Source organism: Methanobacterium veterum, assembly GCF_000745485.1.
GTDB classification, from domain to species: domain Archaea; phylum Methanobacteriota; class Methanobacteria; order Methanobacteriales; family Methanobacteriaceae; genus Methanobacterium_D; species Methanobacterium_D veterum.
Genome location: NZ_JQJK01000009.1, coordinates 423,077 through 445,253, shown reverse-complemented (window position 1 = coordinate 445,253; position 22,177 = coordinate 423,077). Strand labels below are relative to the sequence as shown.

26 protein-coding genes are annotated in these 22,177 nt (G+C 31.4%); 11 read left to right on the top strand and 15 right to left on the bottom strand.

Annotated features, from left to right (window positions below):
* The first annotated feature begins 127 nt into the window (after positions 1 to 127).
* Entirely contained in the window at positions 128 to 1,045 is a 918-nt protein-coding gene (locus EJ01_RS05385; RefSeq protein WP_048081459.1) for a carbohydrate kinase family protein, read from the top strand.
* Between the two features lie 114 nt (positions 1,046 to 1,159).
* Here EJ01_RS05385 and EJ01_RS05380 read toward each other — a convergent pair whose 3' ends face one another.
* Together EJ01_RS05380 and EJ01_RS17170 are read right to left on the bottom strand one after the other, a co-directional pair.
* Positions 1,160 to 2,515 (bottom strand): B12-binding domain-containing radical SAM protein, encoded by a 1,356-nt coding sequence (locus EJ01_RS05380; protein WP_048081377.1) that lies wholly within the window; start codon positions 2,513 to 2,515, stop codon positions 1,160 to 1,162.
* A gap of 418 nt (positions 2,516 to 2,933) precedes the next feature.
* The gene (locus EJ01_RS17170; protein WP_157197589.1) at positions 2,934 to 3,077 is read right to left on the bottom strand and encodes a hypothetical protein; all 144 of its coding nucleotides are present in this window, start codon (positions 3,075 to 3,077) and stop codon (positions 2,934 to 2,936) included.
* A 543-nt stretch (positions 3,078 to 3,620) separates the two neighbouring features.
* Here EJ01_RS17170 and EJ01_RS05375 point away from each other — a divergent pair.
* The 5 genes from EJ01_RS05375 to EJ01_RS05355 all read left to right on the top strand — a co-directional run bounded on the left by EJ01_RS05375 (position 3,621) and on the right by EJ01_RS05355 (position 9,576).
* Positions 3,621 to 4,856 carry a PIN-like domain-containing protein gene (locus EJ01_RS05375; protein WP_048081376.1) on the top strand — a complete coding sequence of 412 codons (1,236 nt, stop codon included), beginning with the start codon at positions 3,621 to 3,623 and terminating at the stop codon, positions 4,854 to 4,856.
* A 371-nt stretch (positions 4,857 to 5,227) separates the two neighbouring features.
* Entirely contained in the window at positions 5,228 to 5,839 is a 612-nt protein-coding gene (locus EJ01_RS05370; protein ID WP_394296583.1) for a DUF134 domain-containing protein, read from the top strand.
* Between the two features lie 17 nt (positions 5,840 to 5,856).
* Positions 5,857 to 7,452, top strand: coding sequence for a methyl coenzyme M reductase system, component A2 (gene atwA, locus EJ01_RS05365; RefSeq protein WP_048081458.1), 1,596 nt, complete (start codon positions 5,857 to 5,859; stop codon positions 7,450 to 7,452).
* A gap of 140 nt (positions 7,453 to 7,592) precedes the next feature.
* Entirely contained in the window at positions 7,593 to 8,051 is a 459-nt protein-coding gene (locus tag EJ01_RS05360; protein WP_048081374.1) for a DUF2124 domain-containing protein, read from the top strand.
* A 352-nt stretch (positions 8,052 to 8,403) separates the two neighbouring features.
* A complete protein-coding gene (locus EJ01_RS05355; RefSeq protein ID WP_048081373.1) occupies positions 8,404 to 9,576 on the top strand; it encodes a tyrosine-type recombinase/integrase in 1,173 nt (390 codons plus the stop codon).
* Here the strand turns inward: EJ01_RS05355 and EJ01_RS05350 are convergent.
* On the bottom strand, positions 9,573 to 9,797 hold the full coding sequence (locus tag EJ01_RS05350) for a hypothetical protein (RefSeq protein ID WP_048081372.1): 225 nt from the start codon (positions 9,795 to 9,797) through the stop codon (positions 9,573 to 9,575). The genes EJ01_RS05355 and EJ01_RS05350 overlap by 4 nt on opposite strands.
* A gap of 104 nt (positions 9,798 to 9,901) precedes the next feature.
* On the opposite strand from EJ01_RS05350, the gene EJ01_RS05345 reads away from it, so the two are divergent.
* The 3 genes from EJ01_RS05345 (at position 9,902) to EJ01_RS05335 (ending at position 11,118) form a co-directional block, all read left to right on the top strand.
* Positions 9,902 to 10,162, top strand: coding sequence for a hypothetical protein (locus EJ01_RS05345; RefSeq protein WP_048081371.1), 261 nt, complete (start codon positions 9,902 to 9,904; stop codon positions 10,160 to 10,162).
* A gap of 298 nt (positions 10,163 to 10,460) precedes the next feature.
* Positions 10,461 to 10,658 (top strand): hypothetical protein, encoded by a 198-nt coding sequence (locus EJ01_RS05340; protein ID WP_048081370.1) that lies wholly within the window; start codon positions 10,461 to 10,463, stop codon positions 10,656 to 10,658.
* Positions 10,648 to 11,118 carry a hypothetical protein gene (locus EJ01_RS05335; RefSeq protein WP_048081369.1) on the top strand — a complete coding sequence of 157 codons (471 nt, stop codon included), beginning with the start codon at positions 10,648 to 10,650 and terminating at the stop codon, positions 11,116 to 11,118. The genes EJ01_RS05340 and EJ01_RS05335 overlap by 11 nt, the downstream gene beginning before the upstream one ends.
* Before the next feature lie 25 nt (positions 11,119 to 11,143).
* On the opposite strand, the gene EJ01_RS05330 is transcribed toward EJ01_RS05335, so the two are convergent.
* Both EJ01_RS05330 and EJ01_RS05325 read right to left on the bottom strand, forming a co-directional pair.
* Complete coding sequence (locus EJ01_RS05330; protein ID WP_048081368.1) at positions 11,144 to 11,701, bottom strand: hypothetical protein; 558 nt, start codon at positions 11,699 to 11,701, stop codon at positions 11,144 to 11,146.
* Positions 11,702 to 11,917: 216 nt separating this feature from the next.
* Complete coding sequence (locus tag EJ01_RS05325) at positions 11,918 to 13,993, bottom strand: hypothetical protein (protein ID WP_048081367.1); 2,076 nt, start codon at positions 13,991 to 13,993, stop codon at positions 11,918 to 11,920.
* Positions 13,994 to 14,098: 105 nt separating this feature from the next.
* Here EJ01_RS05325 and EJ01_RS05320 point away from each other — a divergent pair, with 105 nt between their 5' ends.
* On the top strand, positions 14,099 to 14,584 hold the full coding sequence (locus EJ01_RS05320; protein WP_048081366.1) for a hypothetical protein: 486 nt from the start codon (positions 14,099 to 14,101) through the stop codon (positions 14,582 to 14,584).
* On the opposite strand, the gene EJ01_RS05315 is transcribed toward EJ01_RS05320, so the two are convergent.
* From EJ01_RS05315 to EJ01_RS05280, 10 genes are all read right to left on the bottom strand, one after another.
* Positions 14,585 to 15,046, bottom strand: coding sequence for a hypothetical protein (locus tag EJ01_RS05315; RefSeq protein WP_048081365.1), 462 nt, complete (start codon positions 15,044 to 15,046; stop codon positions 14,585 to 14,587).
* Positions 15,047 to 15,069: 23 nt separating this feature from the next.
* Complete coding sequence (locus EJ01_RS17165; protein ID WP_157197587.1) at positions 15,070 to 15,216, bottom strand: hypothetical protein; 147 nt, start codon at positions 15,214 to 15,216, stop codon at positions 15,070 to 15,072.
* 22 nt (positions 15,217 to 15,238) lie between these two features.
* Positions 15,239 to 15,454, bottom strand: coding sequence for a hypothetical protein (locus EJ01_RS05310; RefSeq protein WP_048081364.1), 216 nt, complete (start codon positions 15,452 to 15,454; stop codon positions 15,239 to 15,241).
* A complete protein-coding gene (locus EJ01_RS05305) occupies positions 15,432 to 15,704 on the bottom strand; it encodes a hypothetical protein (RefSeq protein ID WP_048081363.1) in 273 nt (90 codons plus the stop codon). Before EJ01_RS05305 ends, EJ01_RS05310 begins: the two co-directional genes overlap by 23 nt.
* A 65-nt stretch (positions 15,705 to 15,769) precedes the next feature.
* Positions 15,770 to 15,937 carry a hypothetical protein gene (locus EJ01_RS17160; RefSeq protein WP_157197585.1) on the bottom strand — a complete coding sequence of 56 codons (168 nt, stop codon included), beginning with the start codon at positions 15,935 to 15,937 and terminating at the stop codon, positions 15,770 to 15,772.
* 539 nt (positions 15,938 to 16,476) lie between these two features.
* Complete coding sequence (locus EJ01_RS05300) at positions 16,477 to 18,102, bottom strand: myosin/kinesin family protein (protein ID WP_048081362.1); 1,626 nt, start codon at positions 18,100 to 18,102, stop codon at positions 16,477 to 16,479.
* The gene (locus EJ01_RS05295; protein ID WP_048081361.1) at positions 18,096 to 18,347 is read right to left on the bottom strand and encodes a hypothetical protein; all 252 of its coding nucleotides are present in this window, start codon (positions 18,345 to 18,347) and stop codon (positions 18,096 to 18,098) included. The genes EJ01_RS05300 and EJ01_RS05295 overlap by 7 nt, the downstream gene beginning before the upstream one ends.
* A 406-nt stretch (positions 18,348 to 18,753) precedes the next feature.
* Positions 18,754 to 18,969 carry a hypothetical protein gene (locus tag EJ01_RS05290; protein ID WP_048081360.1) on the bottom strand — a complete coding sequence of 72 codons (216 nt, stop codon included), beginning with the start codon at positions 18,967 to 18,969 and terminating at the stop codon, positions 18,754 to 18,756.
* A gap of 1 nt (position 18,970) precedes the next feature.
* The gene (locus EJ01_RS05285; RefSeq protein WP_048081359.1) at positions 18,971 to 19,159 is read right to left on the bottom strand and encodes a hypothetical protein; all 189 of its coding nucleotides are present in this window, start codon (positions 19,157 to 19,159) and stop codon (positions 18,971 to 18,973) included.
* A gap of 775 nt (positions 19,160 to 19,934) precedes the next feature.
* Entirely contained in the window at positions 19,935 to 20,519 is a 585-nt protein-coding gene (locus tag EJ01_RS05280; protein ID WP_048081358.1) for an HNH endonuclease, read from the bottom strand.
* A 237-nt stretch (positions 20,520 to 20,756) separates the two neighbouring features.
* Between EJ01_RS05280 and thiC the strand changes: the two genes are divergently transcribed.
* Positions 20,757 to 22,055, top strand: a complete 1,299-nt coding sequence (gene thiC, locus EJ01_RS05275) for a phosphomethylpyrimidine synthase (protein WP_048081357.1) — start codon at positions 20,757 to 20,759, stop codon at positions 22,053 to 22,055.
* Positions 22,056 to 22,177 lie beyond the last annotated feature (122 nt).

The window sequence follows — 22,177 nt, the reverse complement described above, 5'->3', positions numbered from 1 at the left end:
TATATACTCTCCCCAAACCTAAATAACTTTCCAAACATTTTAATAGTTTTAAAATGAAACTTGTAAAAACTATGGGAAATTTTTCCAGAGTTATTTATAATAATTATTATATTATGAGGTGATTTTTCTGATTAAAAAAACAGATCTTCTAGCCATTGGGCACACAGCTTTAGATTCCATAGTTCTTGTTAAGGAATTTCCATCTCCAAATTCGTCAACACTGATAAAACAGATAAAAAACTTCGATGGAGGAGCAGCTGCAAATGTAGCAGTGGTGGCATCTACATTAGGACTTAAGTCAGCACTGGTATCTGCTGTTGGAGACGAATTTAAAGCTTCAAATTATCACAATAAGCTTAAAACTATGGGAGTAGACACTGACGATATGATAGTGATTGAAAATGAAAAAACACCCATGGCATGGGTTTTTACAGATTCTAACAATGATCAGATAAGTTATTTCTACTGGGGGGCTGCAGCTTACTTTAAAGAATCTGAACCTCCTGAAAGAGCTATTAAAAAGGCAACTGCAGTTCATCTAGCAACAGGCGACCCCTGCTTCAATCGAAGGTCCGGTGAAGTGGCCAGCGAATTTCAAAAATTGATATCATTTGATCCAGGACAAGATCTTCACATGTACTCTCCAGAAAAGCTTAAAAGTGTTATAAAAGTCTGTAACATTCTTTTTGGAAACCATTACGAAATTGACAGAATTTTAAAAACATTGAATATGGATATCAACGAACTGAGATCTATAGGGCCTGAAATTATAGTTAAAACATATGGTAAAGACGGAAGCGTGATATACGCTGATAAAAAAATTAAAATAGATTCAATACTCAGAACCCCCGTAGACCCAACGGGAGCTGGAGATTCGTATCGTGCTGCATTCTTAAATGCTTATTTAAATGACAAAGATCTAGAATACTGTGGAAAATTCGCTTCTGCTGTTTCATCGTTCATTGTAGAGGCTGAAGGGTGCCAGACCAATGTTCCAGATTATAATATGACCATTGAAAGAATGAAAGAAAAATGGGATGAATAATTAATTTACATCCCTCATTTATTTTATAAAATAATCAATGCATTCTCAGTTAACACTCATCTTAACAAATCTGGATAAAAAACCACTTATTTTAAACAGCGTATTAAAACAGTGCTATGCTACTTTTCGGATAACAGCAACCAGTGTTTTTAAGAGTATAGGGCCGTCCATCCATACCTGACTAAGGATATACCTTGGACGCAGGTAGAACTTACGAAAAGCGTTGCTTTGAATCTTTCTAAGCTCTTCTAAGGAACATTCCATGGTATCTATAATAGGCGAAATAAGGGTATATTTAGACCAGTCCTTAACTTTAATCAGATTTTTCTCCTTCATCTGCTGGTAAAACCTGGTTCCAGGATAGGGTGTTGCCAGGCTAAAAATAGCATAAGATGGCTTTAATTCCTGCACAAACTTTATAGTCCTTCCCATACTCTCTTTAGTATCTCCAGGCATTCCCAATACTACTGAAGCAATAGTACGGATTTTTTCTTTCCGAGATACTTCAAATGCGTGCTTGATCTTATCAACAGTAGTTTTTTTGTTTACTTGATCCAGGACTTGCTGATCTGCTGACTCCACGCCCATAAATATAGTTATACATCCTGCCTCCCTCATCTCTTTTAATACTTCCTCAGATAAGGTATCGACTCTAGCTGTACAGCCCCAGAAAACATTCATGTTCCTTTTTTTGATCTCGGCACATATCTGTTTCACCCTTTTACTGTAAAGGGTGAATGTATCATCCATAAATGCTATTGTTTCCACACCATACTCCTTTATTAGATATTCCATCTCATCCACTATTTTTTCAGGTGATCTTAAGCGCATTTTAGGGCCGTGAAGAGCAGCTGAAGCGCAAAATGAACACTGCATGGGACAGCCCCTGCTGGTGATCATTGTAGCTACATTGGTTTTCATATTCAAAAGCCTGTAATGATCCATAGGAAGGAGATGCAGTGCTGGAAATGGAAGACTATCTAAATCCATTATAAGTGGGCGAGGAGGCGTAACTACGTTATCAAATGCTATTCCTTTAACTTCAGCCAGATCACCATCATTTTCAAGCGTTTTAGCCAGTTCAAGCATGGTGTACTCGCCTTCTCCTATTGTTACAATATCCACAAAATCCTTCTCTAAAAGTTCCTGATAATTAAATGTAGGATGATAACCTCCCATTACAACCACAGTGTCTGGACAAACTTTTTTCACCAGCTGTGCTGTTTTCAAAGCCTGCTCTATAGTAGGAGTTAATGCTGTAATGGCCACTAACTCCGGAGAATTTTCCCCTATTTCATCCTCCAGAGTTTCCCATGTCATATCCATAGCAGAAGCATCAATAACACTTACATCAAAGCTATTTTCCTCTAAAACGGCAGCCATATAAGCTATTCCAAGAGGGGGAGCTACTACGCCTATAAACTTGTACTTTGAGTTGGTCTGTGGGGGGTTTATGAATGTTATTTTCATTTATATGTCACCTCATTGCTTAATCCAAATAATCAAAACAATAGGAATGAATGATAAATGTCTTATATAAATTAACAATCTATCATCATGCTTTATAGATAAAATAGAGGCTTATAAACTAAAAACGATGAAAATATAAATAAATAATGGTATGATTAATATATACTAATAAAAACAGATTTTTGTTAGTTCGTAATGTATATAAACGTTTTGTTAAGCTTAATTTTTAGAAAAAAATTATTAAAATTAGACTAAAATTTTATTGAAAATGATAGAATATCTTATAATCCAATTAAAAAGTAGAATATTTAGCTATTCAAAGTATAACTGAGTTTTCTAGTTTTTTTAAAGAAAAATTATTTAAACTATGTTAAATTGATGCCGGTGCTTGCATCCCTGCAGATATTAAAAAATAAAACTACTCATTTTTTCTTATTTCTTCATCACACTCAGGGCACAGGTATTCTTCTACCTTCCCTGATTTTTTAATCCGTTTATCTTCCAGTATTTCTCTTTTGAACCATTCTCCACATCTTCCACATTTTACGTTTTCAGTAACCATCAAATCACCAGTTATATGTTAGTTTTTATCAGATTTCTACTTTTTTATCTTCTTGAATAATCCATTAATTATGCTTTAAAGTTAAAATTTTCAATATATACCAATTTTTATTGCCATTAAATACATATAATCGTCCGAATAATCATTTAAACCATCAATTCAACATAATGCATTTAAAAAATGAAACGCATAATAACTGCTTTCATCATATCTCTAATTAAAAAGTAATAATAATCATTTATTTACCGCTAATTATCCCAAAATTATAATAATTGGTTTATTTTTATTAAATTCAAAATTAAAATATTTATTAGCTTTTTATAATATATTTAGTTTAAATTTTTCGATTTAATTTGTTTCATAAATAATAAAATTATGAGCAACACAGAGAATACTATAAACTGAAAATAAATTATAAAATTAGTCCATTATTTAGTAATTTTTAGTAATTTAGCTTAAGTTTATCATCTAAAATATCAAATAAGGAGTTTGAATTTTATTAAATAAGAGCTACACTGGCTAGAGACTGATTAGGAGTTAATTATGAAAGATGAATTTTATGATGAACCCAATTTAGAAAAATTATGGGAAAAATGCACATTTGTTTTTGATACAAGCGTTTTAATGAATTTGTATACTTGCCCCGAAGAGACTTACAGTGAATTCATTAACATCCTCAAAAATGAAATCTCTAACCGCATATGGATACCCTATCAAATTAGTTCAGAGTTTCAAAGAAATAGCGTTCATGGCGTAGAAAAAGCAGCCAAAAATTATGAAGACTTAAAAAATAGCATTAACATTTTAAAGAATGATTCTAAAAATTTAGCTCAAAAAATTACGGACTTAAACCATACTTTTTTGAGCAGTTCAAATATTGATATCCAGGTTAAAGAAAACTTCAATGGAATTGACGCTATTTTAGAAAATATATCTGAAAGCTTAAGAAAACCTGATCACGATAAAATTAGAAATAAATTAAATGATCTTTTTGAGGGAAAAACGGGAAATAATTATTCTGATCCAAAGTTGAAGGAAATTAATAATGAAGCTAAAATAAGGAGAATTAAAGGAATTCGTCCAGGGTTTGAAGAAAATGAGTACAGTAATTTAATATTATGGTATCAGATGTTGGATTATGCAAAAGGAGAAAAAAAAGATATTATCTTTGTAACCGAAAATCCGGGTTGGTGGATAAACCCAGAAAAAGAACAAATTGAACCACATCCATCCCTAACTAAAGAATTTTCATCAATAGAGCAGAAATTTTATATTTATAGATTCATGAACTTTTTAAGCGATTCTAAGAAATATTTGAATTTAACAGACGTAATAGAAGAGCTTACTGATTTTTCCAATAAATTAAAAGGACGTAAAAGTACAAAACTTGAAAATCCTCCATCAGACATTGCCTTGCAGGAAATAATTGACAATACATTATTAGGTGAAAGCGCGTTACAAAAATTAATCAACCAGAGCGCAGCCTACAAAACTTTACAAAAGTTAATTGACCAGAAGGTCATAGATGAAAATGATTTACACCAGATGATTACAAGAACATTGCTGAGCGAAAACACTTTACAAAAACTAATCAATCAAAATACAGCATATGGAACTTTACAAAAGCTAATTGACCAGAAGGTCATAGATGAAAGTGACCTTCAAAAGATGATCACAAAAACTATAATGAGTGAAAACATCTTGCAGAAGCTAATTGATCAAAACATTACTACTAAAAATGCTCTGGAAGAAGCACTGCGAAAAAGAACTAATAATTAATCTTTTTACTTAAATGTTACTGGTTTTTCAGTTTAAAACCGATCTTTACTACCATATATACTATTTTTTTTATTTTTAAGTTCAAGTAGTGGAAATTTCTATCCTTAACAATTTTTAAAAGAGCAATCGTGGACATTAAACTGTAATTTTATATATTTAAACCGCGGAAAACTTTGATATTTGTATTTTGAATATATATTCATAACTTGAAAAGTAATTTCTTTAATTTAGAATTGTCCAAACAGGAAATAAATAATTGAATTACATAAGATATTAAAATTATCATGAAAAATTAAAAGAAATAACCTATTTATCCTGTGAATTTTCGATGTGAATATTCAACTTTAAATAAAAAAACTTATATTTCAGTTTTGAATATATATTCAGCCATGCCAAGACCTCGAGTATTTAGAAAAATATCAAAAGAACCCGAGATACGGTGCTTTAAGCCAGAAAAAGAAAATTTAGAGCTTCTTGAGCCTATTGAAATAACGATAGATGAATTTGAAGCTATAAGGCTTAGAGACTATCATGATGTTCAGCAGAAAAAATCTGCAGAGATAATGGGAATTTCACAGCCTACTTTCCATAGAATCTTAACTTCTGCAAGGAAAAAGATATCTAAAGCCCTGATTGAAGGAAATACCATTATTATCATAGGAGGGGATTACATAACTGACAAAAAAGCATACAAATGTAATGTTTGTGGATTTGAATGGAGTAATCCTAAAAAAGAATATGAAAAATGCCCCGAATGTGAATCAGAGGATATAGGTTTAGTTACAGAAAATGAAGAACTTCCACCAGAAACAGAATCTTCTTTACTTGAAAGAAGATCTTATGGTGGTACAGGCATGGGTTTTGGACCTCCTAAACTTTGCAAATGCCCAAACTGCGGGTATACATCCCCAAAAAAACGTGCCATTCCCTGTAAAAATACATTATGTCCTGAATGCGGGACACCCCTTTGTGGAGAAAATTAATGATAACCGGTGATTTTATGCCATTTATAGAAATAAAAAACGTTTCAAAAAGATTCAATGACGTAGACGTCTTAAAAAACATTAACATGACTGTAGACGAAGGAACAGTTCTGGGTATCCTTGGAAGAAGCGGATCAGGAAAATCCGTTTTAATAAACATGCTTCGTGGAATGAAGGAATACAAGCCAGATGAGGGCCAGATAATTTACACTGTTGCGATTTGTCCAGACTGCTTGAGAGTTGAACCACCCTCAATGGAAAACAAAACATGCAAATGCGGAGGAAAATTTGAAACACAACGCGTGGACTTCTGGAACTGTGATAGAAAAATCTTTGCAAGCTTAAGGCGCAGAATATCCATAATGCTGCAAAGGTCATTTGCACTCTATGAAGATGATACCGTAATAGACAATGTTATAAAATCCATTGAAGGTCGTGATGAAGAAGATAAGATGTATATGGCTATAGACCTTATTGAAATGACCCATATGACACACAGGATAACACATATTGCAAGGGATTTGAGTGGTGGGGAAAAACAGAGAGTAGTACTTGCAAGGCAGATGGGTAAAGAACCTATGGTTTTTCTTGCAGATGAGCCCACAGGTACATTAGATCCACAAACAGCAGAACTGTTACATCAAACTTTACTCGAAGGTGTTAAAAATAAGGGCACCACCATGGTTATAACTTCCCACTGGCCAGAAGTTATGAGAACACTTTCTGATTATGTAATATGGCTTGAAAATGGTGAAATAATCCATGAAGGAGATCCTGAAACAGTTGTACAAACATTTTTAGACAGCGTTCCACTGCCTGAGAAAATAGAAACACCAGATACAGGAGAACCTATACTTGAACTGGAAAATATTAAAAAACATTATTATTCCATTGAAAGAGGAGTTGTAAAAGCTGTAGATGGAGTAAGTCTCAATGTTAATGAAGGTGAAATCTTTGGTATTGTTGGTTTAAGTGGTGCAGGTAAAACTACGCTTTCCAGAATAATTTACGGACTAACAGAGCCTAGTTCAGGTAAAATAGAGATGAAACTTGGAGATGATTGGATCGACATGACCAAACCAGGCCCATTATTCAGAGGCAGAGTAAAACCTTACATGGGAATACTCCATCAAGAATACAGCCTTTATCCACATAGAACTGTTTTAGGCAATCTCACCGAAGCAATAAGTTTAGACTTACCTGCAGAATTTGCAAAAATGAAAGCAATATACGTTCTTAAAGCTGTAGGATTTGACGAAAAATATGCTTCACAATTATTAGATAAAGCTCCCGATGAATTAAGTGGTGGTGAGCGTCACAGAGTTGCCCTGGCTCAAGTTTTAATAAAAGAACCTCGCGTTATAATCCTTGACGAACCAACAGGTACCATGGATCCAATAACCAGAGTACAGGTCACAGATTCTATAAGAAAAGCACGTGAAGAGCTTAATCAAACTTTCATTATAATATCGCATGATATGGACTTTGTACTGGACGTATGTGATAATGCATCCCTTATGAGAGGAGGCAAAATCCTTAAAACAGGGCTCCCTGAAGAAATCGTGGACGATTTGACAGCTAAAGAAAAGAATAAGATGTTAAAAAAAGAATAATTCTTATTTAGGGAATTGTAACTTCCAAAGCAATTCCCTAATTAGATAGAAATAATTGATAATATACAAAATTAGCCGTTATATTCATTGGTTTATTTATATGCATTAACTAACGATCCATTAAAAAAATGAGGGATATTATGAAAAAAATTAATGAATTTAAGGGAATAAATGGAAACCTTCTAGCATTTAAAGATGCAGTAGGTGATGCAGAGAAAATAACATTTGCAGGAACTCCCGGAGTATGTACTCCATTTGCAGAACTTTTTGCATATGTTGTGAGAGATAAAGAATCAGTTTTTGTTACATTAACTGACATAGAAAGCGCCAAAAAGATGGAACTTACCCCACAGGGAATGCAGTTATCTGAACCAGCTGATCCTCAAGCAGATGTTGTAGCACTTCTTGGAGGGCTGAGTATGCCTAAATCCAATGTTACAGTTGAGGAAGTAAATGAGATGATTGACAAAATATTGAAAAAAGATGGTAAAGTCATTGGACTGTGTTACATGGATATGTTTAAAGAAGCAGGGTGGCTGGATAAGATAAACTTTGACTGCATAATAAATGGCATATTGACCGGATACGTTCTAAAATAATTAATTTAAATTTTAAGAGATATTTCATATTCTTTATCTTAATTTTTTAATAATCTAGCCTAAAAAAAGGATTTAATCTAAAATTGGATAATCTTAAGCTCTGAGTCCAAACTTTAAAAAGTAAAAATGCATATATCTTGTTTGATTAAATCCAGCAACCTCATATTAATTCTAGTTCAAAATTGGGTAATACTGAATTGTAAAGCACAAACTTAATTAATACCGAAATTATAAACCACAATAATGTTCGATGTAGATAATTATTTTTACGCAGAACACAAAATATAACAATAGCTATAATTGTTAAAGAAAAATCCACCTTTTTATACTTATTTTACCATACACAATAAACATGACAATAGAAGATATAAAAGCAGATCCTCATGTCATAGACTTTCTAAACACGCGAAGATTAAGAGAATCAACAACTAAAGAATATTTGCTGAGAATAAATGCATATTGTAATTATCTAGATAAAACGCCGACTGAAATCATAGAAGAAGCTGAAAACGAAGAAGACAATAATATACGAATGAAAAAAAGGAATATAAAACGATACCTAACTAATTTTTTAATGTTCCTTAAAGACAGTAATAAATCAGAAAATTACATTAGTGCAATGATGTCAACGATAATCACATTTTATCATGATTTTGACATAGAAACCCCCAAAATTAAAATTAAGACAAATACTAATTCTAAATTAATTACAACTAATGACATTGTAAAAAAAGAGCATATATTAAAACTCTTAGAACACTGCAATCTCAAATATAAATCAATTATACTTTTAATGAGTAGTTCAGGCATGGGTCAATCTGAAATTTTAAATTTAACTTATAATGATTTCATAAATGCTATTTCTGATTATTATAAACCTGCAGATAATGAACTGTTTGATGTGTATCATATAAGTCAAAAGTTAGAAGAGAATAAAGATGAATTAATAGGTACATGGCAGATACAACGATATAAGACTAGTTATGGTTACATTACATTTTCCTCGCCTGAAAGTATCCAAATGATACTACATTATCTAACAGATAGAATCTTACAAAATCGACCTGTAAAATCTTTAGATGATTGGCTTTTTGAATCCAAAGGAAAACAAATATCAACAAGTACAATAGTTTCTTACTTTAAAGGACTGAATGATCGTTGTGAATTTGGATATGTAGGTAAGCATCGTTTTTTTACAAGTCATAAGCTTAGAAAGTATTTTGCTTCTACTCTTAATAAAAATAAGATTCCTGAATTAACTACCCATTGGCTTCTAGGTCATAGGGTGGATCCTGTAACTGAAGCTTATTTTAAAGCAGATATTAACTCATTAAAAGAGCAGTATAAAACAGTAGTTGAAGATTTAAGTATTGAAAATGTTATTTTAAGAGAAGTAACAACAGAAGGCTATGATAAACTTTTAAAGAAGATTGAAGCTTTAGAAAAACGTCAAGCTTTAATGGAAAAACTTGGATCAGATACTAAATTTCAAGATAAAATGAGTAGTATGAAAAAAACAAGTTAATCTTCTTTCTTTTTTTTACTTTCTTTTTTAACAGGTTTAACAATCATAATCCATTCTCCATCTTTTTTATCCATATCCCAATCTAAATCCCAGTGCTTAGGGTCTAAATCAAATTTTTTAACTATTGGTTGAGGTACTGATGTCCTCAAAAAGTTTCCATCCTTTTTTGCTTTCGTTAATGTTGTTTTCCACATATTTTCAATGTTTATAATTTTATGCATATAAATACACCTCTTGTATGTATAATAGTTGTCAAAAAGTATTTATATAGTTATGTATAAATTACGTAGTAGGTAGAATAGTTGTCAACTATTGAGGTGATAACATGAATCAAACAATAAATGATGTAAAAATCGAAAAAGAAATAATTCATGAAATAGACCATGAAAACGAGTTAAAAGACAAATTACAAAGTCTTGAAAGGATATACGAAGCAATACAGAAAGAAAATCAAAACTACAAAAATAAATACAATGGTTTAAGAATATCTGAGCTTTCCAGAATAGCAGGACCACTATATCAAACAATATCCCAATATAAATCTGAATTAAAACCATCAAAAAAAATGAAAATAGTTCTTGTTTAGGTGGTGTTAAAATAGTTTCCATTAACGATATTCCACACATACAAAATATAACCTCCAAAGAAAGCTTGAGAGATAGTACATATTTAATTATTAAAAATCACATAGAACATCCAACAAAAAGCATATCAAATGATGGATTAACATGTAAAGAATTAAAATGCATATTTTGGTCATTGAAAATATTAACTAGAAATTATACATTTAGTAATCTGGAATTGGCTAATGTATTATTCCATGATAAAGAATGTCGATTCAAATCAATTAAAGTACGCTCTAAAACTGTTTGGGGGCTTACATAATGGAAGTTTTAGAAGTCAGATCTGAGATTCCGAACATTAAAAATTCCATTAATTATGTTCGCGAAATTACCAACAGTCGAACCCATGCTTTTTATCTGAATAATAAACGTCTATTTATAGAACAATCTCATACAAAAGAAATATTATTCTTTTATGGTGCAATTTACAAAGAAGGGGATCTTATAAATGCCAATTGAAGGTATTAGAAATATTCAATCTTATTCCTATGTTAAATGGGATCAGGGTAAAGCCACCCCTATAAATGAAGAAGCGTTAAAGGAATTTGAATACCATAAACGTAGTTATAAAATTGGTCAAGGTCAAGGACGTTTATTTCATAGATCATTTAGAGCATGGCAAAATGGTAAAGCCTCACCTATATCAGATAAGGTACATTATAGGTTTAAACTAGCTCAGTTTAGTCTGTCAGCATTAAAACAATATGGTATAGGAAAAAAGAACACAAGGTATACGATCCACCACCCGATACCTAAATGTTATTTTCCAGATATGGCTTTTGATTTAAATAACACCATGCCTCTAACTAAGCCTGTTCATGTAGCAGTTCATAAGGAGTATTCAAATCGAGACCTATTAGTAGATCCTATTATGCCAGTTATAAACATTTTGGAAGAACGAGTTTTTTGTTCAAAATAAAATATATTATTCAGGTATTGTTTTTTTAACCTGATACTTCTTTAATTTGTTCTATAAGATTATCAAACCTGTTAGGACTAGTTAATAATACTAATTTCTTTTTATATCCTTTTTCTGAGAAAAATATATTTTTTATCTCAGTTAATAGTTCATCATGATTAGTGCCATTTTTAATTATATCTATGTTTACATTCCATAAAACCTGTTGAAGTTCAACAAAATAAGTTAAATCATCCACCATTTCAAGACTTTTAAGTTCTCTTGCTACTTTATTCAACGTTCCCTCTTCATTATTTAATCTTTCAATTTCCTTTGTTATTTTATCCCTTTTCTTATTCAGGACATCTTTACTTTTTTCTAATTTCTTTAAATCAGAATTACTATCACCTATTGCCTGAGCTATTGTTTTATTTTTAGAAATATCACTATCAATCACTTTCTCAGCACCATTAAGATCATTTAAACTCTGTTTTAATTCAGCTAATTTGGATCTAGTTGATTTAATTTCATTTTGTAGGTTTTCTCTTTTTTCCATGTTTTTATTTTTTTCAGGTAATTTAAAACTGTTTTTAGTGTTTGTCATATTATTTTATCTCCTATTGTATTTTTGGTATCATTAAGCCATTTAAATAGTAAATAATGACTTTATATGATTGTAAATTAATTTAAAAAAAATTGGAGGTAATGATCTCCCCTTTAAAAGAAATGTAAAAAAAGAGGAGATTCTATACAAACAACACTAATAAAAAAGCTCATGGAAGGGTGTTGAAAACTTCCAGTTCATAGCAATAAATACGATTTAACCACTTTTACCAGTGATTAAATTCTCCCTATTCATCTGATCAACAACTGCTTTTATTATAAAGTCCGCTGCATCTCCTAAACTCATAATACCATCTTGGTTTACAGTTACATCATTATAGTTTATTATATTGGGTTGTGATTCCCTATTTTCAAGTATGGAGGCGTTTATCTCTGTTGCATCAAAACCAATACTGGCAGAACCGTAACCTATGGATAAGTTAGGGGTTTTTATATCTTCCATGTTTAAAGTACTAAATCCTAATGTTCCGGCGTATGCGATACTTGACGCCCATTTAAACATATTAGCTGCTGTAATAGTAGAAAGTGGTCCGGACTTAGGCGGACTATGGGGAAACAGGTTTGATATTACACTTAAAGCAGAACTTAAACCTGGTATCATATTGATTATACCATTTATGAACTGACTTAATGCATTCATACCCCACTGATACATATGTCCAGGCAATGCTGCTAATGTAGATCCTATGGCAGAAATAATTCTATTACCTGCATTTATAGCATTAGATACCGCAGTACCTGCAAAAGCTATAAACCTAAATGCAGCAGCTGCCAGATACAATCCTATTAATGTGGGTAATTGAGGTATTAATCCTAAAAACCATACAATACCAGACCATATCCATTGTAAAGTTCCATAAATACTTTGACCGGCATATATGAAAGCGCCACTTATTGCATTCCAAATTCCTATCACCGCATTTCTAAAACCTTCATTTGTACTCCAAAGATATAAAAGGACTGCCACTAATGCAACTATTAAAATGATTATAATTGCAATTGGATTAGCAGACATGGCAGCATTCCACGCCCACTGAGCAGCAGTAGCAACATAAGTAGCAGCAGTCTGAGCATAAGTAGCAGCCGTTACAACACCCGATTTAATCGCACTCAAAGTCTGAGTTATATTCAGCAATCCCCAAACCGTTTTAAGTGTGCTTATTGCTAGAACTAGAGCAATAAATCCTGCTCCAAGAGTACCAACAACCCCCAAAACAGCCTGAACTGGAGCGGGTGCACTTTTAAAAGCACTAGTAACTGCATTTACTCCATCTGTTGCTAACTGGAAAGCAGGAATAAGAGTGGGGATTAATAAGTTTCCTACAAAAGTAAAGAATCCTGCCTCTGCTTTACTCATCGCTTGTTTTACACCATCCCATGATTTTTTATAATCATCATTAGCCTCCTGACCTCCTTTTAATGCTAGTGCGGTTCCTAATACTTTTGCCCTTGTTGTTTGATCCATATTTTTAAAGGCGTCCTGTATATCCTTTTCATTACTGCCTACTTTATATCCTAATTTATCCATTGCAGCGCCAACTTCATTCATTCCCATACCAAATTGACTTGATAACTGTTTAGATTGTAATTTACCTGTTTTGGTTAAACGTGCGAAAAATTCTCCTAATGAATCAACATTACGTCCAGTTAAAAATGCTGATCCTGCTATCCCTTCAAATGAACTTTTTATCACATCAGCATTAGTAACTCCACTGATTCCCATTTGAATAAAGAACTCTCTTATATCTCCCGCACTTCTACCCGTGTCACTTGAAATTGAAGATACAACCGCCCCATAGGTGCTTTGTATCTGTTCAGCAGTCATGCCTGTGTTTTTCATTGCTAATCCCATTCTAGCCCACTGTGCCGACGCATTACCACTACTATCAGCCCAAGACATCATAGTAGCGACAATACCTGCACTAGCCAAACCAGTTGCAACAGCATTTAAACCGCTGGCTGATTCGCTTGCATTATCTATACTGTTTGAGGCTTCATCAGCACTGTTAGCAGTGTTCTCTAGTGCTCCACCATCGACATTATTCACATCGTTTGAAAAGTTATTCGCTGCTTCATCAGCTCTCTCAAGATTATCAGCAGCATTACTCGCTGAATCACTTGCACTATCAAGCCCCGAACTATCAGTATCACTTAAAGCATCCGTTACTCTCTGAGCTGATTGTTCTACCTCTTGTAATTTAGCTGCTAACTCTTCAACACTTGATGAGTCGGCCGTCGTTGAGATATCGATCGTATATTGGTTATCTCCCATAGTTATCACTCCTTAAAGTTTGTTTAAAGTAAAAAAAATAGTAATAATTAAATACTAATTAATTAAAGAATAAGAATTAGTAAAATCAAGTCAATAGGGGATTAAATGAAAAAAGAAACAACAATTTTAATAATATTTGCAATAGGTAGTGTAATTGCCATAAGTGGGTGTATTGGTGGAACTAATAGCATAACTACGGACATATTGAACTCCCAAAATTGTAGTTTAAATGCTTCTCTCTTTACAAATCCAGATAATACTGAAAAAGATGATTTCACAATAGAAGATACTGCTTCAAGTGCAGACATAGAATTTAGTGGAAATATAGATCCCACAGCATATACTAGAACAAAATCAAATATTAAAAGTGGAGCTGAAACTGGAAAAGAAACTACAATAGGGGGAATAACAGGCTATCTTGTCCAAGATATAACTGGATTAAGTTTTTATTTTGTTAAAGATGGAATAACTTACGCTATTTCTGGAACACCTCAAAATGGTACAAGTACAGACGATATTAGATTGGCTACTCCAAGAGGGTTAAGTGTTCAGGGAGCATTTGCAGATATTCTTAAAGAATGGAATAAATAATTAAACCATATCAAAATGTTCCTTTACTTTTTGAACATCCATATATTCTTTTGTTTCCTTAAAAATAGTTTTAAACTCATTAGGGGTAATATATGGGTATTCGCTCTTTTCATTTCTTTCCATGAACATAGATAATTTTAAAGTACCATAATGATTATCTATTATTTTAACTTGAACATAATCAGGCAATGGCTCAATTATCTCAATAGCTTTCTTAACATCTTTATTTTTCATTGCATCACTATATTGGTCACATTCTGGCCATTCGTATATAGCTACCTCTGCTTTCTCTTCATCAGTTAATCCTTCTAGGATCTTATCAATTGATGGTCTGTCATTGGTAGCACTTGCAAATAGATAATTTATACTTTTAATACGTAAATCTGATTCATCAAGCTTTTCAGGTTCTATATTCTTTTTTAGTTCTTCTAATTCAAGTCTAAGGGCATTTAAACCTTTCATAGTATATCCCTTCTAAAAATAGTTTAATCGCCATTACAATAGACTAATGGAGGTTTCTCAGGTTTTACTAAACTTTGAGCATATTCTCTTATTATCTGTCTTTCTTCATCAGTCCACTTAGGAGCTTCTTTTTTATTCATTCTGGTTATATCCTTCCTTAACTCTTCCAATTCACACTTAATATTATTTAAACTAGTCAATTGGATAACCTTCTTCTTTCAGTATCTTAATTTGGGCTTCCTTATCAAAGGTATAAACACTATGTTTGGACGCTGCTTTATTAACAGGAATTAAACGACCTCTTCTATCAATCTTATATATTGCATAGTTAGGATCTTCCAGTTTAACAGTGTCAGTATTGATGAGCTGCTTAAGTTCTTTTAATTCATCCTTTAATTTCATTTTCATACATCTCTCTTAATCTGGCTAGTTCTTCTTTCATTTCTTCCATTTCTAAATTGTTTAATATCTCATTGAACGTCTTACATCCTTTGAAAAATGTATCTGCTATTTGATTTCTTAAACGATCATTGCTTAAATCCCTTATACGTCCACAGGTATATTTCTCATATAAGCTTTTTGTAGTTTCTGCTATTAAAACTAAGAGTTCTTTTCGTGTTGTTTCTATGTCAATGTCTTTTTTATCCTCGTTATCCATTATGTGACCTCCATAAAAATTAAAATAAACTTCGTTATATGTGCATATAATGAAGTAAAATAATATTAGAAGTTAAAATGATTTTGAACCTTTTTACGTCCATTACCTTTCTTCAATTCTGTTTTATCCTCTTCAAAATCATCATATTCATATTTAACCATATTCTTGGACTTTGCAAGTTCTTTAGTAGACATTATTAACAAACCTAAATGATTAATTCTCTTATTACTCATAATTACATCTCCTACGTATTATTACGTCTTTAAATTCAATTTAAAAATAACAATTTCTTAAATACCATATAACAAAAAAATTCAAAATTCTCTAAATACCATATATCCAAATTAGAAAAAAGGAATATTAATGAAGTTACATACAAAACAAAGCCAAATAAAACGAATCAAAAAACCAGAATAAATAAAAAATTTCTTTGGAAAACCGATGTTATTCTCTCCCGATACCTTATCGATTATTCATTATTCTGATTATTCATTGATCCAGGTGTATAAGCGTAGCCATATTATATTGAAAATGTAATAATTATGTAATACACATACTAAAAAAGTGGCTATTCTTATATATATACATCTTTGAATAATATGAATAATTGAATAATCATATTAAACATGTACCAAACCCTATTTTAAACAAAGCGTTAAAAAACGTATTTTATCAAAAAAAGACATATAATTACTTATTCAAAATAAGATTTTAAAACAGTTTAATTATTCATGAATATTCAATAGAAAAAGGCAGCTGAATAATTGAGTTTTTAATCATCAGATCCGTATTCATCATTTAACATTTCCCAATCAATTTCTAAGGATTCAATCTCTCTTATAATTGGATTATCTACTCCATTAAAATCAGGTTCTCTATCAAAAGAATAAGTATAAGGTCTTGTAGTTTTATCCTCATTAATCCATTTATTTTCAATAGCTGGTTTTAGAATATCTCTATACACTGTACTAGTACCACTTTGTAGATTTGAATAAGTATCTGGAAATAGAGCTACAACATCAGATCTAGTAAAAGGCTCGTAAGCTAACATTACTTGATCCCCATCATATTCTTTTTTATATGCTCCATATTCATTAAATATAGTATCTAACCTTTTGATGAATAAATCTGAATACTTACCTGTACCTTTAAACATGAATTTGGCAATAGTTTTAAGGTCTTCTTTATCAGCTAATATAAACCCATTGAACTGTTCTTTATAATCCATGTTGATAAAAGCCAACATCTCTGTAAGTGTAAGTAGTCTGTTGTAATTCCTGAATCCATAATGTAAATTTTCAAGTTTTGTTAAATCCCAAGGGCATATACATTCTTTGTCAATTGATACTAAATACTCAAAGATTGAATGCAGTATTGGGGTGTATTCATCAATAACTTTACGAATACGTCGACCAGTTTTACTGTTTTTGTTTTTGTGTTGGATTATTCTTTTAATTTCTCTTTCCTTAGATAGATTAACTGTTGCAATTATGCTTCTGTCTTGATCTTGTGCGTCATTATCATTCCTTACAGAAGTGTACCATGTGGAAGGATTTCCTATAAGTTCCTGATGTACTGTAACCCAGTTTTGTACTCCATCTTCATCTTTTTGTTTTTCTTTAATATTCCTAGAATAGTAACCGTCACTTAATAAAATTCTTAAGATGGTTCGTAATGACTGAGAATCTTCAAACCCATTTTTATCTCCTAGATCTCCCAAATAAACAATTTTATTATCTAAATAATCTATGGGTTGTGTTGGATCAAATAAAGAGGATTCTGTCGCATCATTAATTCTAATTATATATTCTTCTGGAATAAATTGGAGTATATAATCCATTAATACACTTTTTCCCTCTCCAGGGTCGCCTGTAATTATAACCATGTTCGGCCTACCTTTTACAGTAGCTATTGCACTACTCCATATAATTGTAGCTAGTTCTGCGTTTCCAGGCATCAATATTTCAAATATATCTATTAATAAAGATGTTAAAGGTTCATTTAATTGTAAATACTCTATTTTTCCTTGAGACTGAATAATTTCTTCCGAGTTATCAGAGTGATATATATTACTTAATTTCTGATTAAAATCAATATAATCAGTTGTTTTATCGAATATATCTAATAAATCAATTTCGATACGTTTAGATTCAGTATATATCGTTTCAATATATTCAGAATATTCAGAGCTTATGGTTTTAATTAATATTTTAACGTCTGTTTTATGGTATCTTTCTCTGTATAAATCATCAATTAACCATCTTATAAGTAAATCCTGCTTTATATTACCTAAATCATATTTTTTGAACTGTTCTTTGATTAGTTGAATTATTTCAGTTATTTGGATTTGATCTAATCTGTTAGAATAATCTTCATTTACACTTGCTACTTCTAACATTTAAGATCCCTCTTATCATCTGTTTTTCCAAGTGGGATCCCTCTTTCCATTAAATAAAAAATTAGGGCATCTTCGACTACAATTGATAATGATTTATCTGGTTTTTTTAGTTCTCTGAATTCATATAATGATTGTAGTACATCTGTTTGTATTAGGACTTTTAGTTCGTCTTTCATTGCTACTTTTCCCCCTTCTATTTCAATTTCAAAAAATAGCAGTTCTTTTTTAAGAGGGAGACCTTGCATGAGCTACCTATCACTAAAAGCTTATATAATAGTTAAAACAAACTATTTGTTAAGTGATAGGAGTCCATTTTGGGCTCCGTCATTCGTGCTTTAAACTGCTTTTTAATCTTGTTTTTAAATCATGGTATTATTCCATCAATTTTCAGAATTTCTTCTATTGTATAATAATATTCTGGGCGTTCTGAGTTGTTTTTATACTCATCATAGATTGCTTTAATCATTTGGATAAATTCTGACAAAGTCAATCCTCCTTTATATGTGTTTTAGTATAGTGATTATGGGTTATAAAGTTGTCTATTTTTTGTCTATTAAGGTATATACTAGTATATCTACTTAATGCATAACGGCCAGCATATTGTCAGGATAATGATGTTACTGCCCTTAATCACTTATTTTAAAAAAAGAATCAATTATCTATATCTTTATTCAATTCAACTAAATTCAATATTTCATTTATATTTAATTTAAACAAATTATCTAATGCAGTTCGTATAATCTCTGTTTTTGGAATTTTCATGTCTTTTTCAATTCTTCCTTCATATTTTATCTTTTCAAGGATTTTGACTTGATCTGACCTTATATAACATTGCATTTTTTCAGTTTCAAAATTTAATGATCTCATATCATTCACCACTTTGAAATTTATTTATCAATTCTAAACTTAAAACCGATATATTTAGATTATTTCTTTTTATGTAGTCTGTTATCAATTTTGAACATTCTAACGGATAATCATTTGATTTTAAGTATTTTACAGCATCATCAGTTAAAATAATGTTCTCATTAGTGAAATGATTGATTATTTTATTCATAAAATTCTCACCTCCCAAAATGTAATTATGATGGCATTTTGAAAATGATAATAAAAAAAAACGGATAACATTAAGTTATCCTTTAAAAGTTGATTTTTCAAAAGCACCCTCAAAAAACCAACAAACAAACTTTTTGATCTCTTCGTTTATATTGCCAAATATAGCTATGATAAATGACCGTTAATTTAATGATATACCCTGAGGTTAGAGAGAATTTAATCTCTCCTCGTGTTTCTTTTATCTAGAAAAAAGCTTTTGTAAATATTAGAGATGTGTGTGAGGGAATTTTCAATTATTCCCTCACTAAATGTGTTTTATGATTTGTGGTAAAAATAATATTTTATTAATTACTGTCCTCTAATAAACATAAACAACGCTCTCAGAAAGTAGTAAGATGGAGTATTCATTAATACTAAACAACGTCCAAGGCTTTTGAATTCTTTTAGTTCATCAAGTTTTGGCTTTATAACTGCGTATAATTCTTTATTATAATAATTGTAAAGTTTTATTTTTAAAAGGAGGATTAAAATCAGTTTTTAATAATAATACTAATCCATCATTTACCCTATGTTGTGGTGATAAAGTAATGTGGTCAATACTCTTTGTTCATATATAATATGCCCATCTCTCAGAAAGTTTCTAACACCTTCTCTCTATTTATTTAAAGGACTTTGTTATTAAGGCTAAAATATCTTAATTTAAAATTTAAAAAGAGTATTTGGGTTTATTTAATAATTAAAATACCCCTCAGCTTTTTTTAATAAACAAAAATAAATTATTTTGCAGTTACCTCTGCTAAAAACTTTTTGTGCCAATCTGGTTCCTTATGGGCTTTTAGATGGCATGGTTGACATAATGATACTAAATTTGAATGTTCGCAGTTTGTTTTGTCATGATCAATATGGTGAACATTCAACAAATAAGGAATTTCTTCCTGTAATTTACCGCACATTTTACATTTAAATCCATCTCTTAACCTTATTTCAAATTTAAGTGAGCTATTGAACTCTGAAGGATAACCTTTCGTTACATTGTAACAACTTTTAGAACAGTAATCATTCTTCCATGACCATTTCTTACTTTTTCTATATTTTATTTTAGGACTTACAAATTCCATTCCACATTCTTTACAATAATTTATACGATTTATTTTTTCTTTTATTTCCAATATATTCACATTATATCTTTTTATTTTATCTTGGAGTTCTTTACGCTGATATAAAAATTTAGGGGGATTATATTTAAGCTTATTTTGTAAATCAATTATTTTCTCTTCGTTTTTATTAATTTTATCTTCATAATTTAATTTTAAATAATTTGGTTTTAATTCATTATATAAGGTTTTATTATAATATTTCACGCTTAAATTGTTCTTTATTATTTAGAATAGAATGGAGTTAAAAAATAAAAATTATTTTTCCAAAAGCTTTTTAATTATGTAATTATAACTAGATAACACTTAATTAATGAACGATATTTTGTATTTATATTGTGTTGAAATTAAGTAAAAATCAGAGATTTTTATATAACAATAGCTATAATTTTTATAGTAATGATTCTAATTTAGTTTAGATAATGATAAAATCATGGTGATTCTATGACACAAATGGATGAAGCAAAAAAAGGCATAATTACAGAGGAAATGAAGGCAGTAGCAGCTGCTGAGGGTGTTTCAGAGGAATTTATCAGGAAATCTGTTGCCCAAGGAACCATAGCCATTCCAAGTAACGTTAACAGAGAAGTTAAAGCTGTAGGTATTGGAGCAGGACTAAGAACTAAAGTAAATGCAACAATTGGAACTTCAACAGATATCTGCGACTTTGATATGGAAGAAGAAAAAGCTAAAGTAGCTATGGCTTATCAAGCTGACACTTTAATGGAACTTTCTGTAGGTGGAGACCTTGATGAAATCAGAAAAAGGATCCTCAAAATCTCAGATATTCCGGTAGGAAGCGTGCCTATTTACCAGGCAGCCATCGAAACAATAAGGGAAAAAGGTGCTGCAATTTACATGGATGAAGACATAATGTTTAAATCCATTGAAAAACAGGCAAAAGACGGTATTGACTTTATGGCTATCCACTGCAGTGTAAACCGTGAAACCCTTAAAAGATTAAAAAGACAGGGCCGTGAAGGAGGACTTGTAAGTAGAGGGGGAGCATTTGTATCTGCATGGATGGTAGAAAATGACCTGGAAAACCCATTATACAAAAACTTTGACTATATTCTAGAAATAGCTAAAGAATATGATTTTTGTATGTCCATGGCAAACGCTATGAGAGCGGGAGCACTAGCAGACTCTACAGACCGTGCTGCAGTCCAGGAACTCATCGTACTTGGAGAATTAATTGACAGGGCAAGGGAAGCAGGAGTCCAAACTATCGTAGAAGGACCGGGACACATCCCACTAAACGAAATTCCGGCAAATGTCATACTCCAGAAAAAATTATGCAGGCAGGCACCTTTCTATATGTTAGGGCCAATTGTAACTGATATTGGAGCAGGATACGACCATATAGTATCTTCAATTGGTGCAGCAACATCCGCAGGAGCAGGAGCAGATTTCATCTGTTATGTAACACCAGCAGAACACCTTGCATTACCAGACGCAAAAGATGTTAAAGAAGGAGTAATTGCAACAAGAATTGGTGCATACGTTGGAGACATGCAAAAAGGTATACACAACGGTGAAAAAGACCTTGTAATGGCCAACGCACGTAAAAAATTAAACTGGGAAGCACAGTTCGACTCTGCAATGTGTCCTGCAGAAGCAAGGAGAATAAGAGACGAAAGGTCGCCAGCAGAAGAAGATACATGTACAATGTGCGGAAGCTACTGTGCAGTTAAGATTGTAAACGAATGGTTAGACGAAGCAGACACTAACGTGTTTGATTAAGCCCTTAACCATTATTTTATTATTTTATTACAAGATAAATTCATAATAATTATAATTTTTACAATCAGTTTTATATTTTAAACTTACTAAATCCTTCAAAAGAAGGTTTTAATTCTTTTTAT

Coding starts and splice junctions, on each gene's coding strand:
- EJ01_RS17170 (WP_157197589.1), bottom strand. CDS start 3,077: ATGGTTACTGAAAACGTAAAATGTGGAAGATGTGGAGAATGGTTCAAA.
- EJ01_RS05330 (WP_048081368.1), bottom strand. CDS start 11,701: ATGACAAACACTAAAAACAGTTTTAAATTACCTGAAAAAAATAAAAAC.
- EJ01_RS05325 (WP_048081367.1), bottom strand. CDS start 13,993: ATGGGAGATAACCAATATACGATCGATATCTCAACGACGGCCGACTCA.
- EJ01_RS05345 (WP_048081371.1), top strand. CDS start 9,902: ATGAATCAAACAATAAATGATGTAAAAATCGAAAAAGAAATAATTCAT.
- EJ01_RS05295 (WP_048081361.1), bottom strand. CDS start 18,347: ATGCAAGGTCTCCCTCTTAAAAAAGAACTGCTATTTTTTGAAATTGAA.
- EJ01_RS05375 (WP_048081376.1), top strand. CDS start 3,621: ATGAAAGATGAATTTTATGATGAACCCAATTTAGAAAAATTATGGGAA.
- EJ01_RS05340 (WP_048081370.1), top strand. CDS start 10,461: ATGGAAGTTTTAGAAGTCAGATCTGAGATTCCGAACATTAAAAATTCC.
- EJ01_RS05310 (WP_048081364.1), bottom strand. CDS start 15,454: ATGAAAATGAAATTAAAGGATGAATTAAAAGAACTTAAGCAGCTCATC.
- EJ01_RS05320 (WP_048081366.1), top strand. CDS start 14,099: ATGAAAAAAGAAACAACAATTTTAATAATATTTGCAATAGGTAGTGTA.
- EJ01_RS17160 (WP_157197585.1), bottom strand. CDS start 15,937: ATGAGTAATAAGAGAATTAATCATTTAGGTTTGTTAATAATGTCTACT.
- EJ01_RS05335 (WP_048081369.1), top strand. CDS start 10,648: ATGCCAATTGAAGGTATTAGAAATATTCAATCTTATTCCTATGTTAAA.
- EJ01_RS05380 (WP_048081377.1), bottom strand. CDS start 2,515: ATGAAAATAACATTCATAAACCCCCCACAGACCAACTCAAAGTACAAG.
- EJ01_RS05300 (WP_048081362.1), bottom strand. CDS start 18,102: ATGTTAGAAGTAGCAAGTGTAAATGAAGATTATTCTAACAGATTAGAT.
- EJ01_RS05315 (WP_048081365.1), bottom strand. CDS start 15,046: ATGAAAGGTTTAAATGCCCTTAGACTTGAATTAGAAGAACTAAAAAAG.
- EJ01_RS05350 (WP_048081372.1), bottom strand. CDS start 9,797: ATGCATAAAATTATAAACATTGAAAATATGTGGAAAACAACATTAACG.
- EJ01_RS05305 (WP_048081363.1), bottom strand. CDS start 15,704: ATGGATAACGAGGATAAAAAAGACATTGACATAGAAACAACACGAAAA.
- thiC (WP_048081357.1), top strand. CDS start 20,757: ATGACACAAATGGATGAAGCAAAAAAAGGCATAATTACAGAGGAAATG.
- atwA (WP_048081458.1), top strand. CDS start 5,857: ATGCCATTTATAGAAATAAAAAACGTTTCAAAAAGATTCAATGACGTA.
- EJ01_RS05360 (WP_048081374.1), top strand. CDS start 7,593: ATGAAAAAAATTAATGAATTTAAGGGAATAAATGGAAACCTTCTAGCA.
- EJ01_RS05355 (WP_048081373.1), top strand. CDS start 8,404: ATGACAATAGAAGATATAAAAGCAGATCCTCATGTCATAGACTTTCTA.
- EJ01_RS05285 (WP_048081359.1), bottom strand. CDS start 19,159: ATGAATAAAATAATCAATCATTTCACTAATGAGAACATTATTTTAACT.
- EJ01_RS05290 (WP_048081360.1), bottom strand. CDS start 18,969: ATGAGATCATTAAATTTTGAAACTGAAAAAATGCAATGTTATATAAGG.